Here is a 14324-nt window from a genome sequence, read left to right as displayed (position 1 = left end):
GTCACATCCGTTCGGGCGCGCTCACGCCGAGGTGGCCGAGCGCCGTGCGCAGCACCTGCCCCGTCGCGTCGTTGAGCCACAGGCGCGAGCGGTTGCGGTCGCCGATGGCGTCGTCGCCGACGGGCACGACGCGGCACGCGTCGTACCAGCGGTGGTAGAGGCCCGCGAGCTCCTCGGCGAAGCGCGCGATGCGGTGCGGCTCGCGCAGCTGCGCGGCCTGAGCGAGCACGCGCGGGAAGTCGGCGAGGGCGCCGAGCAGCGCCGCCTCGGTGGGGTGGTCGAGCGTCGCGGCGTCGAACGCCGAGCGGTCGACGCCCGCGGCGGCGGCGTTGCGCGCCACGGCGCTCGTGCGCGCGTGGGCGTACTGCACGTAGAAGACGGGGTTGTCGTTCGAGCGCTTCTGCAGCAGCGCGAGGTCGATGTCGAGCGGCGAGTCGACGCTCGAGCGCGCGAGCGCGTACCTCGCGGCGTCGACGCCGACGGCCTCGACGAGGTCCTCCATCGTCACGATGGTGCCGGCGCGCTTCGACATCCGCACGGGCTTGCCGTCGCGCACGAGGTTGACGAGCTGCCCGATGAGCACCTGCAGGTTGACGCCCGGCTCGTCGCCGAAGGCCTCGCACATCGCCATGAGGCGGCCGACGTAGCCGTGGTGGTCGGCGCCGAGCAGGATGAGGCACTGGTCGAAGCCGCGGTCGCGCTTGTTGAGGTAGTAGGCGAGGTCGCCCGAGAAGTACGCGGGCTCGCCGTTCGAGCGCACGACGACGCGGTCGCGGTCGTCGCCGAAGTCGGTGGTGCGCAGCCAGATCGCACCCTCCTGCTCGAAGACGTGGCCGCGCTCGCGCAGCCGCTCGATCGCCCGCTCGACGTCGCCGTTGGCCTGCACGTCGTGCTCGTGGAAGTAGACGTCGAAGACGACGCCGAAGTCGGCGAGCTCCTGCTTGATCTCGCCGAACATCATCTGCACGCCCGCGGCGCGGAAGTGCTCCTGCAGGGCGTCGTCGTCGAGGTCGAGCATGTCGATCTCGCTCTCGGCCTCGACGCGCCGGGCGATGTCGGCGATGTACGCCCCGCCGTAGCCGTCCTCGGGCGTCGGCTGCCCGCGCCAGGCGGCGACGAGGCTGCGCGCGAAGCGGTCGATCTGGGCGCCGTGGTCGTTGAAGTAGTACTCCCGCGTGACGCGGGCGCCCTGCGACTCGAGGATGCGCGCGAGCGAGTCGCCCACGGCGGCCCAGCGCGCGCCGCCCAGGTGCATGGGGCCGGTGGGGTTCGCCGAGACGAACTCGAGGTTCATCGCGACGCCCTGCAGCGCGTCGCCACGGCCGTACGCGCCGCCGGCCTCGACCACGGTGCGGGCGAGCTCGCCCGCGGCCGCGGCGTCGAGCCGCAGGTTCAGGAAGCCGGGGCCCGCGACCTCGACGCCGGACACGCCGGGGATCGTCGCGATGCGCTCCTGCAGCTGCGCCGCGAGGTCGCGGGGTGCGACGCCGACGCGCTTCGCGAGTCGCATGGCGGCGTTCGTCGTCCAGTCGCCGTGCTCGCGGCTGCGCGGTCGCTCGAGCACGATGTCGGCCGCCGAGACCTCCGCGCGCTCGCCCACGACGTCCTGGACGCAGGTGAGCAGGGCGTCGGCGAGCGCGGCAGGATGCATCCCTCGATCCTATGCTGGCCGCATGCCCCGCCCCCGCGCCCTCCTCGCCGCCCTCGCCCTCGTGGGCGCGCTCGCGTTGGCCGCGTGCGCCCCCGGCTCCCTCGACCCGACGCCGACGTCCGACGCGACGCCGACGCAGGCGCCGCCGCCCTCCGACGCCCCCGAGGACCCGAACCCCTCGGCCTTCGAGCCCGCTCCGTCGGTCGCCCCGAGCGTCGGCCCGGCCGCCGGGGACCTCGACCTCGCGTGCGACGCGCTGCTCACGCCGCAGCAGGTCTACGACTTCAACCCGCAGATGCTCGCGACGGCCTCCCCCACGAGCGCGCTGCCCGAGGCCTTCGCGGCCATCGTCGACGCCGGGGGCGTCGTGTGCGCCTGGGAGCACGTCACGAGCGCCGACGTGCTGCTCGTCGGCGTCGCGCCTGCCGACGGGCCGTCGGTCGACGGGAGCGGCTGCGCGCCGCTCACGTGCATCGACGACGCGGCGGACGACCTGCTCGTCCGCGTCGGATCGCGCTACTTCGAGGGTGCGGAGGACCAGGGCGCCGACGTCGCCGCGCTCGTCGTCGCCAACCTCGCCTGAGCGATCCGGAGCGCCCGCGCTCGGGCGCACCGGCGCTCGGACGCACCGGCGCTCAGGCGCGCCGACCGCTCAGGAGAGTCGGACCCGCGCCCTGCGATCGTCGACGGCGTCCGCGTCGAGCACGTCGTCGCTCGCCGAGACCTCGAGCTGCTCGAGCGTCGCCCAGCCGGTGTTCGTCGCCCACGCCGTCTCCTCGGCGTCGATGCCCGTCGCGATGCGCACCATGCTGGCGCGCGGTGCGAGGTGCGTCGCGTCGACGACCCACCACGCGCCGTCGAGGTGCACCTCGGCGACGGCATGGAAGTCCGGCGGCTGCAGCGCGGGCGCGTAGACCGACGCGTAGCGCGCGGGGATGCCGAGCGCTCGGCACAGCCCGATGACGACGTGCGCGTAGTCGCGGCACATGCCGCCGCCCTTGCGCAGCGTCGCGACGGCGCCGTCGTCGAGCTCCGAGCGGTACATGTCGTACTCGAGGCTGCGGCCGACGTGACGCACGACGGCGTCGACGGCGTCCCACCCGGTCGCGCGGCCGAAGCGCTCGGACGCGAAGTCGCGCAGCGCGTCGACCTCGGCGTAGCGCGAGGCCGGGAGGTAGCGCGAGGGATCGTCGTCGACGACCGTCGGCGCGTGGCCGGCGATGCGGGCGTCGAGCGAGCACGTCAGGCGCCCGGGGCCGGCCGTGAGGTGCAGCTCGCGCGTGCCGTGCCTGCCCGCGACCTCCGTCCAGGCCACGGGCTCGCCGTCGAGCTCGACCACGAGCTCCTCGCCCGCGTCGTGGCCGGTGGACGGCAGCACGAGCAGCACGAACTCGGCCTCGGCGTCGAGGACCATCGCGAACGATGCGTGCACGGTGCGCATGGGCGGCTCCAGGCGTTCGGGTGGGTGGCGGGTGGACGACGGATGCCGGGCCGGATGCTAGCCTCGACTCGCCCCTGCCCTCGTAGCTCAGGGGATAGAGCGTCTGCCTCCGGAGCAGAAGGTCGTAGGTTCGAATCCTATCGAGGGCACCACCTCCCGCGGACCACGCGCCGCTGCATCGCCCGAGCGCCGAGCCGGCGCGCGACGGGCGTCAGGCCGCAGCCCGCTCCCCCAGCAGGGTCGGCTGCTGCGCGGGCCGGAAGGCCGGATGCGCGAAGGCCACGACCGACGCGGCCGCGAGCACCGCGGCGCAGGCGACGAACGGCGCGGCCGACGAGATGCCGAGCAGCAGCGTGCCGGCCGGCGGGCCGACGACGACGCCCACGACGGTCGCGACGCTCACGAGCAGCTGCGCGGGCGCGCGTCCGCCGGCGGCCGTCGCCGCGCTCCCGGCGACGCCGGACATCGCGAGGCCGACGCCCGCGCCCGCGACGACGATCGCGCCGAGCACGGCCATGAGGCTCGCGGCGGGCACGAGCGCGGCGACGCCCGCGGTGGCGAGCACGACGCCCACGCGCGCGACGACCGCGGGGCGGCGCACCGCCCGTGCGACGCGGGTCTGCGTCACGACGGCGGCGAGCCCGCCGACGAAGAGGGCCGAGCCCGTGGCGAAGCCCGTCGTCGCGGCGTCGAGGCCGAGGCGCTCGCGGAGCACGAAGCCCAGCACGACCTGCACGCAGGCGACGCTCGCGAGCACGCCGAGCGCGACGGCCGCGAACGGCCACGTGGCGGCGTCGACGAGCCGACGCCGGGGCGGCTCGACCCCGGCCGCCGGGGCGACCGCCTGCGAGGGCGGGCCGCTCGCGACGCCGACGAGCACGGCGACGGCCGCGGCCGCGAGCAGCGCGGGGGCGACGACGAGCGGCACGAGCGCGCCGAAGGACGAGGCCGCGCCGCCGAGGGCGACGCCCATGACGACCGCCGCACCCTGCACCGTCGCGATGGCCGCGATGCAGCGCACTCGCAGCGCGTCGTCGTCGATCGCCGAGATGACGAGCCGCGCGGCGGGGACGACGGCCGCGAGGGAGGCGCCGAGCGCGAGCCCGCGCAGCGCGACGATCGCGACGACGAGCGCGCCCGGGTCGACGAGGCCGCGCGCGCCGAGCATCGCGAGCGCCGCGAAGGCCGCGAGCGCGACGGTGGCGAGCAGCAGGGCCCCGGCGAGCGGACCGCGTGGGCCGTGACGCGCGACGAGCCGCATCCAGGGCCGCACGGCCAGCAGCATCATCGCCGCCGACGCCGCGATCGAGACGCCCACGTGCCACGGCTCGAGGCCGAGCTCGAGCGCGAGCGGCGCCGAGGTCGGCTGCAGCGTCATCTGCGCGAAGGCCGCGAGCAGCACGGCCGCGAGGGCGACGACGCTCTGCGTCCGGGCTCGCACGGCACTCTCGGCGGTCATGGAGCCTGCGTCTCTCGAATGGTGCTAGAACGTCGTTCGATTCTACGGTAGCCGACGTCGGCGCCGGCGCGCGAGGCGCGATCGGCCGCGCTCGGATGGGTCAGACTGAGGGCGAGAGACGGAGGACCATGCCCGACGACGCCCCGTTCCACGTCGGCCTCACGCCCGAGCGCGTCGTCGAGGAGGCCGCCGCGATGACGCGCGAGACGCACCTGCTCGGCTGGACGGTGCGCGACCTCGCGCGCAGGCTCGACGTCGCCGCCTCCGTGCTCTACCACCACGTCGGGGGCAAGGACGCGATCGTGCGACGCGTCGTCGAGCGCGTGCTCGACGCGATCCCGGTGCCCGACGCCGCCCTGCCGTGGCAGGACTGGTTCCGGGCGATCATCCTCCCCTCGCGCGAGATCATCGGCGCGCACCCCGGCGTCGCGAAGTGGCTGCTCATGCACGGCCCGACGCTCACGCTCCTCGTGCCCACCGTCGAGCACGGCGTCGCGACGCTGCAGCGCGCGGGCTTCGGCGATCGCGCGGCGCTCGCCTACGCGGCGCTGCTCAACAACACGCTCGCAGCCGTCGCGATGGGCGACGATCGCCGCCTCGTCGAGGACGACGGACCGCGCGACCACGCGGCGATGCTCGCGCAGCTCGACGAGAGCGACAGCCCGGCGATCACGCTCATCGCCGCGACGCTCGTGCAGCCGTTCGTCGGCGAGACCGAGCAGGTGCGCGCCGCCGACGCGGCCTACTTCTCCTTCATCCTCGAGACGACGATCGCCGGCCTCGAGGCGCTGCTGGCCTCCCTGCCCGCCGAGGCCGTGCCCGCCGAGCGCTGAGCATGCGCGTCCCCGACCGCGCGTGGCTCGCGCGCGACCCCGTCGTCGTCGCACCGCTGCTGCTCGGCGCCACGCTCGCGCACGACGGCGAGGACGGCCGCGTCGCCATCCGCATCACCGAGGTCGAGGCCTATCGCGGCGCCGACGATCCCGGCGCGCACTCGTTCCGCGGGCGCACGGCACGCAACGCGACGATGTTCGGCGAGGCCGGCCACCTGTACGCGTACTTCACCTACGGCATGCACCATGCGATCAACGTCGTCGCTGGCGCCGTCGGCGACGGCCACGGCATCCTCGTGCGCGCAGGCGCCGTCGTCGAGGGCGAGCCGATCGCCCGTGCGCGGCGGGAGGCGCGGCCGCGTCGCTCCGCGATCGTCGAGCTCGCGCGCGGGCCGGGCAACCTCGCGCAGGCCCTCGGGGCGACGCTCGCCGACGACGGCGCCGACCTGCTGGGCGACGGCCCGTGGCGGCTGCTGCTGGACGACGCGCATCCCGACGGCGGGCTGCCGCATCGCACGGGCCCGCGCGTGGGGGTCTCGGGCGACGGCGGCGACGGCGCGCGCTTCCCGTGGCGCTGCTGGCTGCCCGGCGAGCCGAGCGTCTCGGCCTATCGCGCCGCCGCACCCAGGCGCCGTCAGGCCACGTAGACCTTCGTGAGGTCCTCGTGGACGGTCCACTCGGTCCGCTCCCCCGCGCGCAGCGTCACGAGGTCGCCCGCCGAGACGTCGATCGACTCGTCGTCGCCGAGCCGGATGGTCGCGCGGCCGGCGAGCACGACGAACGCCTCGTCGACCTCGACGTCGCGCGCGACGCCCACGGTCATGCGCCACACGCCGACCTCCGCCTCGCCGACGGTCGCGAGCGCGACCGAGCCCGCCGCCGGGGCGCCGCGGACCACGTCCGCCGTCGGCAGCGGCGCCACGGGCACCTCCACGTCGGCGAGGCGCACCACCCGCGTCATGAGTCGAAGCCCAGGCCGAGCGCGTCGAGCGTCTGCAGCAGCGCGTTGCGACGACCGCGGCTGTGGTCGGCGCGGTCGAGCGACCAGCGCGTCGCCTGGATGCCGGCGGACGCGAACGGCTCGGGCGGGAACGGCAGCGCGGGCTGTCGCACCATCTGCAGCTGCGTGCGCTCGGTGTCGAGGCCGGTGAGACGGTCGAGGCTCACGTCGGCCGCGAAGCGCGTCGCGGCGACCCCGAGGCCCGTGAACCCGTTCGCGTACGCGACCTTGCCGCCGCGCGCGAGGCCGTACTGGGCGCAGAAGCGCGTCGACGTGTCGATGACGCCCGCCCAGCGGTAGGCGAAGCGCACGTCCTCGAGCTGCGGGAACGTCGTGAGGAAGTGCGCCGCGAGCCTGTCGAACGACGCCTGCCGCCGCTCGTGCTCCGGGCGGATGCGGCCGCCGTAGAAGTACACGGCGTCGTAGCCGCCCCACACGATGCGATCGTCGGCGGTGAGCCGGTAGTAGTGGAACTGGTTGGCGGCGTCGGAGATGCCGCGCCGTCCGCCCCAGCCGATCGCGGCCTTCTGCTCGGCGGTGAGCGGCTCGGTCGTCAGCACGTAGTCGTAGACCGGCACGGTCGAGAGCCGGTCGCGGCGCAGCAGGCTCGGGAAGGCGTTGGTCGCGAGCATCGCGCGCGGCGCCCGCACGCTGCCGGCGCTCGTGTGCACCGTGACGCCCTCGTCGTCGGAGTCGATCGCGGTCGCCTTCGAGCGCTCGAAGATCTCGACGCCGCGCTCGAGGCAGGCGCGCGCGAGCTCCTGCACGAGCCTGCCGGGGTGCACGAGCGCCGTGCCGTCCCGGTCGAGGTAGCCGGCGAGGAAGGTGGGCGAGTCGAGCTCGGCGCGCGTCTGCTCGGCCGAGAGGAAGACGCCGCGATCCTCGATCGCCTCGGTGCGCAGCCAGTCGACCTGATGCGGCTCGGTCGCGACCGTGAGCGATCCCGTGCGCTCCCACTCCACGGCGAGGCCCAGGCGCTCGACGTCCGCGCCCATGCCGTCGAGGTTGTCCATGCCGAGCCGCTCGAGCTCGTCCATCTCGTCGGGCCAGCGGGCCTCGCCGTTCGCGCGACCATGCGTGAGCGACGCGTCGCAGAACCCGCCGTTGCGACCCGACGCCGCCCAGCCGAGCCGATGCGCCTCGACGAGCACGACCTTCGTGCCCGGCTCGCGCTCGACGGCCTTGAGTGCCGTCCAGAGCCCGAGGTAGCCGCCGCCGACGACGACGAGGTCGGCGCGCAGGTGCGCGGTGAGGCGGGCGTGGCGCGGCGCGGGCATGTCGAGCCACACCGATCCCTCGCGGGCGGGCTCGAGCGCGCGAGCGACGAGCGCGGGGTCGACGGATGCGTCGAACGTGGTCTCCATGTGCGGAGCCTAGGACAGCGGCGGCGGTCGCCGCTGCGGGCGTCAGCCGAGGAGCCGGCCGCGCGGCGCCGGCCGCAGCGGGATGCGCGCGAGCAGCAGCGCCGCGACGGTGCCCACGACGCCGAGCACCGCGAGCAGGAGGTCGAGCCCGAGCACCATGACGAGGAACGGCGGAGCGATGAACAGGACGATCGCGACGATCGTGCGCCACGCGGGCGGCGCCTCCGCGAGCGGCGGGACGCGCTCGAAGCGCACGAGCTGCAGCGACATCGCGAAGACGATCGCGAGCACGACGAGGAAGAGGGGGATGCGCTCGAGCCACCACTGCCCCGTGCCCGGCATGGACAGCGGGATGGGCAGGACGAGCTGCACGCCGATGAGCAGCATGATGACGGGCAGGTGCCACAGGTAGACCGTCATGAGGCGCGAGCCGAGCAGCAGCACGACGGCCTGGGCGGGCCGCAGCGCCATGAGCGCCGAGAGCGGCCGGTGCAGCAGCTGCAGGAGGCACGCCTGCGCGACGCCGAGCAGCAGCAGCGGCACCGTGGGCGGGAACTGGTTCGCGAGCATGTTCGAGGAGTAGTCGCCGACGCGCACGACGACGAGCAGGATCGCGTAGACGGCCACGACGACGAGCGTCAGCTGCCACCACCTGCGGGCGCGGAACCAGCCGTCGTGCATCCAGAAGCCCAGCTGCTGCACCGCGAGCCACACGAACGCGACGTTCGGCAGGCCGACGAGCATCTCGCCGCTCGCGATGCGCGCGACGTCGGTGATGCACGCGAGCGCGACGAGCACCGCGAGGGTCGCGACGGGCCTGCGCTCGTGGCAGTCGATGAGGAAGGGCGCGAGCGCCTGCACGAGCATGTAGGACGCGAGGAACCACAGCGGCGACCCGACGCCCACGGCGACGCCGTCGACGAAGCCGGGGTCGACGGGCAGCAGGGCCGCGACGCCGAGCACGAGGGCGAGGAACGCGAAGACGGGCAGCGAGGGCCGTGCGAGGCGTGCCAGGCGCACGCGCGCGAAGTCCTCGGGATCGTCGCCGCGGCGGCGGGCGCTGCCGTAGCCGGCTGCGCTCGCGAACCCGCCCACGACGAAGAACAGCGGCATGATGAGGCCGAACCACGTCGCGGCGGGGAACCAGGGCTGCACCTCGAGGGTGCGCTCGAGCGTGATGCCGTCGTCGCCGACGACGACGCCGGCGAACAGCAGGTGGACGACGATGACGAGCAGCACGCACACGACGCGCGCGAGGTCGAGCGTCAGGTCGCGCTTCGCGAGCAGGCGCTCGGCCGCGGCGCGTTCGTCGGTGGTCACGCGGTCACTCTAGGACTCCTCGCGTGTCGCGCCCGGGAGGACGCCGCGCCCGGACGTCGTCGACCCTGGCCGTCGGATACCCCCTTGGGGTATGGTGGAGGCATGGAGCAGCAGACCCACGGATACGCCGACGACAAGCAGGCGATCCTGCGCAGGCTCAAGCGCGCCGAGGGCCAGGTGCGCGGCATCGCGCGCATGGTCGACGACGACGAGTACTGCATCGACATCCTCACGCAGGTCTCGGCAGCCACGAAGGCGCTCGAGACCGTCGCGCTGCAGCTGCTCGACGACCACCTGGCGCACTGCGTCGCCGAGGCCGCGAGGTCCGGTGGCGCGGTCGCCGACGAGAAGATCCGCGAGGCGAGCCAGGCCATCGGCCGGCTCGTCCGCTCATGACGACAGGGAGCACCACCATGCAGCAGGACGTCGAGATCACCCAGGCCCCCCGCGACGCGGTCGCGTCGGGCGGATGCTGCGGCGGCGGATGCTGCGGTGGCGACGCCGCCGCGTCGGCCGCACCCGCGCAGACGCAGGACTTCGCCGTGGCCGGCATGACGTGCGGGCACTGCGTCTCCGCCGTCTCCGAGGAGCTCGGCCGCATCCCCGGCGTGCGCGGCGTCGACGTCGCCCTCGTCGCCGGCGGCGCCTCCACCGTGCGCGTCGACGCCGACCGCCCCCTCGACCTCGCCGCCGTGCGCGCGGCGATCGACGAGGCCGGCTACACGCTCGCCGACTGATGCCCACCGAGGTCGTCGACCTCGAGATCCAGGGCATGACGTGCGCGTCGTGCGCCGCTCGCATCGAGCGGCGCCTCGCACGCATGCCCGGGGTCGAGGCGACCGTGAACTACGCGACCGAGGTCGCCCACGTGACGCTGCCCGCGGGCACGACCGTCGCCGACGCCATCGCGACCGTCGAGGCCACCGGCTACGCCGCATCCCTGCCCGAGCCCGATCGCGTGCGCTCCGACGCCGGCCTCGCATGGCGGCTCGTCGTCGCCGCGACGCTCGGCACGCCCGTCGTCGCCATGGGCATGGTGCCCGCGCTGCAGGTCGACGGCTGGCAGTGGCTCTCGCTCGTGCTCGCGACGCCGATCGCCGCCTGGTCGGCCTGGCCGTTCCACCGCGCGGCCGTCGCCGCGATCCGCCACGGCGCCACCACGATGGACACCCTCGTCTCGATGGGCGTCACCGCCGCGTACGCGTGGTCGGTGTGGGCGCTCGTGTGGGGCGGAGCCGGTGCGCCCGGCATGCACATGGGCGGGCTGCTCGACGCCGGCGGCACCGCGGGCCTCTACCTCGAGGTCGTCGCCGCCGTCACGACCTTCCTGCTCGCCGGCAGGCTCATCGAGCACCGCGCCCGCCGCGGCAGCGTCGACGCGCTGCGATCCGTCGCGAGGCTCGGGGCGCGCGAGGCGACGCGCGTCGTCGGCGACGCCGAGGAGCGCGTGCCCGTCGACGCCCTCGTCGTGGGCGACCGCATCCGCGTCGTGCCGGGCGAGAAGATCGCCGCCGACGGCGTCGTCGTCGAGGGCGTCTCGACGGTCGACGCGTCGCTCGTGACCGGCGAGTCGATGCCCGTCGAGGTGACCGGGGGCTCGACGGTCGTCGGCGCGACGATCAACGGCCCCGGCGTCCTGCTCGTCGAGGCGACCGCCGTCGGCGGCGACACCGAGCTCGCGCGCATCGCACGGCTGCTCGAGCAGGCGCAGGAGGGCAAGACGGCGGTGCAGCGCATCGCCGACCGCATCTCGTCGGTCTTCGTGCCCATCGTCGTCGTGCTCGCCGTGCTGACGCTCGTCGGCTGGATCGTCGCGACCGGCGACGTGCAGCGCGCCTTCACCGCCGCGATCGCGACGCTCATCATCGCCTGCCCGTGCGCGCTCGGGCTCGCGACGCCGACCGCGCTGCTCGCCGGCACGACCACGGGCGCACGCCTCGGCATCCTCATCCGCGACGCCCGCGTGCTCGAGGCCGCGCGCCGCGTGCGCGTGCTGCTCGCCGACAAGACCGGCACGATCACCGCCGGCCGCATGCGCCTCGAGTCGACGGTGGTCGCCGACGGCGTCGACGTCGACGAGGTCGTGCGGATCTCCGCCGCCCTCGAGCGCGGCAGCGAGCACCCCATCGCCCGCGCCATCGTCGCCGCGGCGCCCGACGCCCCGCGCGCGTCGTCGGTGCAGGCCGCCGCCGGCCACGGCATCCACGGCATCGTCGCCGGCCGTGCGGCGCAGGCGGGCTCCGCCGAGTGGATCGCGCAGGCATGGTCGGCACCGGTGGCGGCTCCGCTCGCGGCGGCGATCGACGAGGCGCAGTCGCGCGGTGCGACGACCGTCGTCGTCGCGTGGGATGGCGTCGCGCGCGGCGTCCTCGCCGTGCGCGACGAGGTGCGACCCACGAGCGCCGCGGCCGTCGCGCGCCTGGACCGCATGGGCGTGCGCGTCGCGATGGTGTCGGGCGACAACGCCCGCGCCGCCCGCGCCGTCGCGACCGAGGTCGGCATCGACGACGTGATCGCCGGCGCGACGCCCGCCGACAAGGTCGCCGCCGTGCGCGCCGCGCAGGCGCACGGCAGCGTCGCGATGGTCGGCGACGGCGTCAACGACGCCGCCGCGCTCGCGGCCGCCGACCTCGGCATCGCGATGGGCACGGGCACGGATGCGGCGCAGCACGCCGCCGACGTCACGCTCGTGGGCGGCGACCTCGAGACCGCGGCGGATGCGATCGCGCTGTCGCGCCGCACCCTCGCGACCATCCGCGTCAACCTGGTGTGGGCGTTCGCCTACAACGTCGTCGCGATCCCCGTCGCGATGGCCGGGCTGCTGACGCCCATGCTCGCCGGCCTCGCGATGGCGCTCTCGAGCGTGCTCGTGGTCGGGTCGTCGCTCACGCTGCGGCTCTACCGGCCCCGCCGCTGACCCTTCGAGGGCCGCTGCGCTCCCACCCCAGGGACAGTGACCCCCCACCCGCTCCCCGAGGTGCGAGCGCACCTCAGGAACCATCACCCCCCACCCGCTCCCCGAGGTGCGAGCGCACCTCAGAGACCGTCACCCCCTACCCGCTCCCTGAGGTGCGAGCGCAGCGAGCCTCGAAGGGCTACCGCAGCGTCGCCAGCTCCACCTCAGGGACCGTCACCCCCACCCGCTCCCTGAGGTGCGAGCGCAGCGAGCCTCGAAGGGCTACCGCAGCGTCGCCAGCAGCGCGTCGACCCGCGTGGCGATGCGGTCGCGCAGCGCGCGCACGGCGCCCGAGGCGAGGCCCGCGGGATCCTCGAGGTCCCACGCCTCGGTCCGCTGCCCGTCGTGCAGCGGCGGCGCGTCGCACAGCATCGTCACGACGAGGTCGGCGCGCGAGAGCACCTCGGGCGTGAGGGGCTTCGGGAAGCCGTCGTCCGCGACGCCCGCCTCCGCGAGCGCGTCCGAGACCGAGCGCAGCACCGACGCGACCGGCCGCACGCCCGCCGACGTCGCGAGCACCCGTCTGCCCGACGCCTGCACGAGCGCCTCGGCGATGATCGACATCCCGTCGTTGCGCGTCGACAGGAACAGCACACGCGGCACCCCGGGCGCGACGCTCGCGTCGAGCGCGTCGAGCCGTGCCGCCGCGAGGTCGATCGCCCGCTGGTCGAGGCCCTCCACCGCGGGGTCGATGCTCGCGAGCAGGTCGCGCGAGTGGTGCACGAGCGTCTGGACCGTGCCGGGATCGATCGCGGCGTGCGCCTGCGCGAGCGACGCGACGGCGGCGTCGAGCGACACGGGCTCGTCGCCCGACCTGCCGCGCCTGCCCAGCACGGCTCAGCCCTGCCGCTCGGGCTCGGCCACGGGCACGTGGCGTTCGAGGAAGTCGTAGAGCTCGGCGTCGTCGACGCCGGGGAAGGTGCCCGACGGCAGCGGGGCGAGCGTGTGCTGGTGCATGCGCGCCGACGCCCACGACTTCGTGCGCCAGCGCTCGGCGATGTCGGGCTCCGGCTGCGAGCAGCACGTCTTGTCGGGGCAGCGCGACTGCTCTCGCACGGGCGTCGCCGAGCCGCGGAACCACTTCGCGGTGTCGAAGGGCACGCCGACCGTGATCGAGAACTCGCCGTCGGTGCCCGCGCCCGTCTGCGACGAGCACCAGAAGGTGCCGGCGGGCGTGTCGGTGTACTGGTAGAACTCCGTCGTCCTGCTGGCCCGGTCGAACGCGGTGCGCGCCGCCATGTGCCGGCAGACGACCTGCCCCTCGATGGCGCCCGAGGCGTCCATCGGCAGCGGCAGCCCGTCGTTCTCGTACGCGCGCATGAGCGCGCCGTCGTCGCCGACCCGCAGGAAGTGGCACTCGAGCCCGAGGTCGACGGTCGCGAGGTTCGTGAAGCGCATGGCCGCCGACTCGTGCGTGACGCCGAACGCGTCGCGGAAGTCCTCGACGGCGATGTTCCGCTCCTTCTTCGCGCGCATGAGGTAGTCGACGGACTCGCTCCTCGGCATGAGCGTCGCGGCGGCGAAGTAGTTGATCTCGAGGCGCTGCTGCAGGAACTCGCGGTACGACGTGGGCTCGGAGTGGTCGAGCAGGCGGTGCGCGATGGCCTGGAGCGCCATCGACCGCAGGCCGTGGCCTCCGGGGATCGAGGCGGGCGGCAGGTAGATCCGGCCGTGCTCGAGGTCGGTCACCGAGCGCGCCGAGTGCGGCATGTCGGTGACGTAGACGAGCTCGAACCCGATGCGCTGCGCCATGTCGGCCACGGCGCGGTGCGTCAGGGCGCCGCGCTCGTGCCCGACGGCGGCGAGCTGCTCCTCCGCGAGGGCGTCGAGCTCGGGCATCGCGTTGTCGCGCTCCTGCATCTGCCTGCGGATCGCCGTCGAGTCGCGCCGTGCCTGCTCGGGCGTCGCGATCGCCTCGCGCGAGCGCCGATCGAGCTCGCGCTGCAGGCCGACGAGCGAGCGCAGCACGTCGTCGGGCATCGTCTTCGACGCGCGCACGTGCGGCAGCCCGAGCCGGGAGTACACGGCGCCCTCCTGGAGGCGGTGCAGCTCGAGCTCGAGCCGCGAGCGCTCGGTGGGCGGCTCGTCGGAGAGCAGCTCGGTCGTCGTGACGTCGAGCGCGGTCGCGATGGCCTGCAGCTGCGAGAGGCGCGGCTCGCGCTTGCCGTTCTCCATGAGCGACAGCTGGCTGCCCGCGAGCCCCACGATGTCGCCCAGGCCGTCGAGCGTGAGGCCCGCGCGGCCGCGGTAGTGCCGGATGCGGTGGCCGAGGACTGCAAGATCGCTCACACCGAGATGGT

The 14324-nt window shown here is 74.8% G+C and carries 14 protein-coding genes and 1 tRNA gene; 7 read left to right on the top strand and 8 right to left on the bottom strand.

Annotation, left to right across the window (positions count from 1 at the left end; all coding sequences use genetic code 11):
* Position 1: 1 nt before the first annotated feature.
* Complete coding sequence (gene argS / locus ABD249_RS10340; RefSeq protein ID WP_344343223.1) at positions 2 to 1651, bottom strand: arginine--tRNA ligase; 1650 nt, start codon at positions 1649 to 1651, stop codon at positions 2 to 4.
* 22 nt (positions 1652 to 1673) lie between these two features.
* Here argS and ABD249_RS10335 point away from each other — a divergent pair, with 22 nt between their 5' ends.
* A complete protein-coding gene (locus ABD249_RS10335; protein WP_344343221.1) occupies positions 1674 to 2234 on the top strand; it encodes a hypothetical protein in 561 nt (186 codons plus the stop codon).
* Positions 2235 to 2303: 69 nt separating this feature from the next.
* Here ABD249_RS10335 and ABD249_RS10330 read toward each other — a convergent pair whose 3' ends face one another.
* Positions 2304 to 3092, bottom strand: a complete 789-nt coding sequence (locus tag ABD249_RS10330) for a transglutaminase-like domain-containing protein (protein WP_344343219.1) — start codon at positions 3090 to 3092, stop codon at positions 2304 to 2306.
* Positions 3093 to 3168: 76 nt separating this feature from the next.
* Between ABD249_RS10330 and ABD249_RS10325 the strand changes: the two genes are divergently transcribed.
* Positions 3169 to 3244 (top strand) — tRNA-Arg (locus ABD249_RS10325).
* Positions 3245 to 3303: 59 nt separating this feature from the next.
* On the opposite strand, the gene ABD249_RS10320 is transcribed toward ABD249_RS10325, so the two are convergent.
* On the bottom strand, positions 3304 to 4551 hold the full coding sequence (locus tag ABD249_RS10320) for an MFS transporter (protein ID WP_344343217.1): 1248 nt from the start codon (positions 4549 to 4551) through the stop codon (positions 3304 to 3306).
* Between the two features lie 128 nt (positions 4552 to 4679).
* Here ABD249_RS10320 and ABD249_RS10315 point away from each other — a divergent pair, with 128 nt between their 5' ends.
* Complete coding sequence (locus ABD249_RS10315) at positions 4680 to 5384, top strand: TetR/AcrR family transcriptional regulator (RefSeq protein ID WP_344343215.1); 705 nt, start codon at positions 4680 to 4682, stop codon at positions 5382 to 5384.
* Positions 5385 to 5386: 2 nt separating this feature from the next.
* The gene (locus ABD249_RS10310; protein WP_344343213.1) at positions 5387 to 6031 is read left to right on the top strand and encodes a DNA-3-methyladenine glycosylase; all 645 of its coding nucleotides are present in this window, start codon (positions 5387 to 5389) and stop codon (positions 6029 to 6031) included.
* Here ABD249_RS10310 and ABD249_RS10305 read toward each other — a convergent pair.
* From ABD249_RS10305 to ABD249_RS10295, 3 genes are read right to left on the bottom strand one after another with little or no spacing between them, the layout of a single operon-like run.
* Complete coding sequence (locus ABD249_RS10305) at positions 6019 to 6345, bottom strand: cupin domain-containing protein (protein ID WP_344343211.1); 327 nt, start codon at positions 6343 to 6345, stop codon at positions 6019 to 6021. The genes ABD249_RS10310 and ABD249_RS10305 overlap by 13 nt on opposite strands.
* Positions 6342 to 7748, bottom strand: a complete 1407-nt coding sequence (locus ABD249_RS10300) for an NAD(P)/FAD-dependent oxidoreductase (RefSeq protein WP_344343209.1) — start codon at positions 7746 to 7748, stop codon at positions 6342 to 6344. The genes ABD249_RS10305 and ABD249_RS10300 overlap by 4 nt, the downstream gene beginning before the upstream one ends.
* A 42-nt stretch (positions 7749 to 7790) precedes the next feature.
* Positions 7791 to 9068, bottom strand: a complete 1278-nt coding sequence (locus tag ABD249_RS10295) for an acyltransferase family protein (RefSeq protein ID WP_344343208.1) — start codon at positions 9066 to 9068, stop codon at positions 7791 to 7793.
* A 102-nt stretch (positions 9069 to 9170) separates the two neighbouring features.
* Here ABD249_RS10295 and ABD249_RS10290 point away from each other — a divergent pair, with 102 nt between their 5' ends.
* The 3 genes from ABD249_RS10290 to ABD249_RS10280 are packed head-to-tail and all read left to right on the top strand — an operon-like array spanning position 9171 to position 11985.
* Positions 9171 to 9464 carry a metal-sensitive transcriptional regulator gene (locus ABD249_RS10290; RefSeq protein ID WP_344343206.1) on the top strand — a complete coding sequence of 98 codons (294 nt, stop codon included), beginning with the start codon at positions 9171 to 9173 and terminating at the stop codon, positions 9462 to 9464.
* Positions 9465 to 9481: 17 nt separating this feature from the next.
* A complete protein-coding gene (locus ABD249_RS10285; protein ID WP_344343204.1) occupies positions 9482 to 9805 on the top strand; it encodes a heavy-metal-associated domain-containing protein in 324 nt (107 codons plus the stop codon).
* Entirely contained in the window at positions 9805 to 11985 is a 2181-nt protein-coding gene (locus ABD249_RS10280; RefSeq protein WP_344343202.1) for a heavy metal translocating P-type ATPase, read from the top strand. The genes ABD249_RS10285 and ABD249_RS10280 overlap by 1 nt, the downstream gene beginning before the upstream one ends.
* Before the next feature lie 261 nt (positions 11986 to 12246).
* Here the strand turns inward: ABD249_RS10280 and ABD249_RS10275 are convergent, their stop codons facing one another.
* Positions 12247 to 12858 carry an arsenate-mycothiol transferase ArsC gene (locus ABD249_RS10275; protein ID WP_344343200.1) on the bottom strand — a complete coding sequence of 204 codons (612 nt, stop codon included), beginning with the start codon at positions 12856 to 12858 and terminating at the stop codon, positions 12247 to 12249.
* A gap of 3 nt (positions 12859 to 12861) precedes the next feature.
* A complete protein-coding gene (locus tag ABD249_RS10270) occupies positions 12862 to 14313 on the bottom strand; it encodes a helix-turn-helix domain-containing protein (protein WP_344343198.1) in 1452 nt (483 codons plus the stop codon).
* Between the last annotated feature and the right edge of the window lie 11 nt (positions 14314 to 14324).

The sequence above is a fragment of the Agrococcus versicolor genome, from assembly GCF_039531815.1.
GTDB classification, from domain to species: Bacteria; Actinomycetota; Actinomycetes; order Actinomycetales; family Microbacteriaceae; genus Agrococcus; species Agrococcus versicolor.
The sequence above is the reverse complement of the archived record's forward strand: the minus strand, read 5'-3'. Positions and strand labels throughout refer to the sequence as shown.

Excerpts from the sequence above, each read along its gene's own strand:
- ABD249_RS10305 (WP_344343211.1), bottom strand. The coding sequence starts at position 6,345 with ATGACGCGGGTGGTGCGCCTCGCCGACGTGGAGGTGCCCGTGGCGCCG.
- ABD249_RS10300 (WP_344343209.1), bottom strand. The coding sequence starts at position 7,748 with ATGGAGACCACGTTCGACGCATCCGTCGACCCCGCGCTCGTCGCTCGC.
- ABD249_RS10315 (WP_344343215.1), top strand. The coding sequence starts at position 4,680 with ATGCCCGACGACGCCCCGTTCCACGTCGGCCTCACGCCCGAGCGCGTC.
- ABD249_RS10320 (WP_344343217.1), bottom strand. The coding sequence starts at position 4,551 with ATGACCGCCGAGAGTGCCGTGCGAGCCCGGACGCAGAGCGTCGTCGCC.
- argS (WP_344343223.1), bottom strand. The coding sequence starts at position 1,651 with ATGCATCCTGCCGCGCTCGCCGACGCCCTGCTCACCTGCGTCCAGGAC.
- ABD249_RS10280 (WP_344343202.1), top strand. The coding sequence starts at position 9,805 with ATGCCCACCGAGGTCGTCGACCTCGAGATCCAGGGCATGACGTGCGCG.
- ABD249_RS10285 (WP_344343204.1), top strand. The coding sequence starts at position 9,482 with ATGCAGCAGGACGTCGAGATCACCCAGGCCCCCCGCGACGCGGTCGCG.
- ABD249_RS10290 (WP_344343206.1), top strand. The coding sequence starts at position 9,171 with ATGGAGCAGCAGACCCACGGATACGCCGACGACAAGCAGGCGATCCTG.
- ABD249_RS10310 (WP_344343213.1), top strand. The coding sequence starts at position 5,387 with ATGCGCGTCCCCGACCGCGCGTGGCTCGCGCGCGACCCCGTCGTCGTC.
- ABD249_RS10330 (WP_344343219.1), bottom strand. The coding sequence starts at position 3,092 with ATGCGCACCGTGCACGCATCGTTCGCGATGGTCCTCGACGCCGAGGCC.
- ABD249_RS10335 (WP_344343221.1), top strand. The coding sequence starts at position 1,674 with ATGCCCCGCCCCCGCGCCCTCCTCGCCGCCCTCGCCCTCGTGGGCGCG.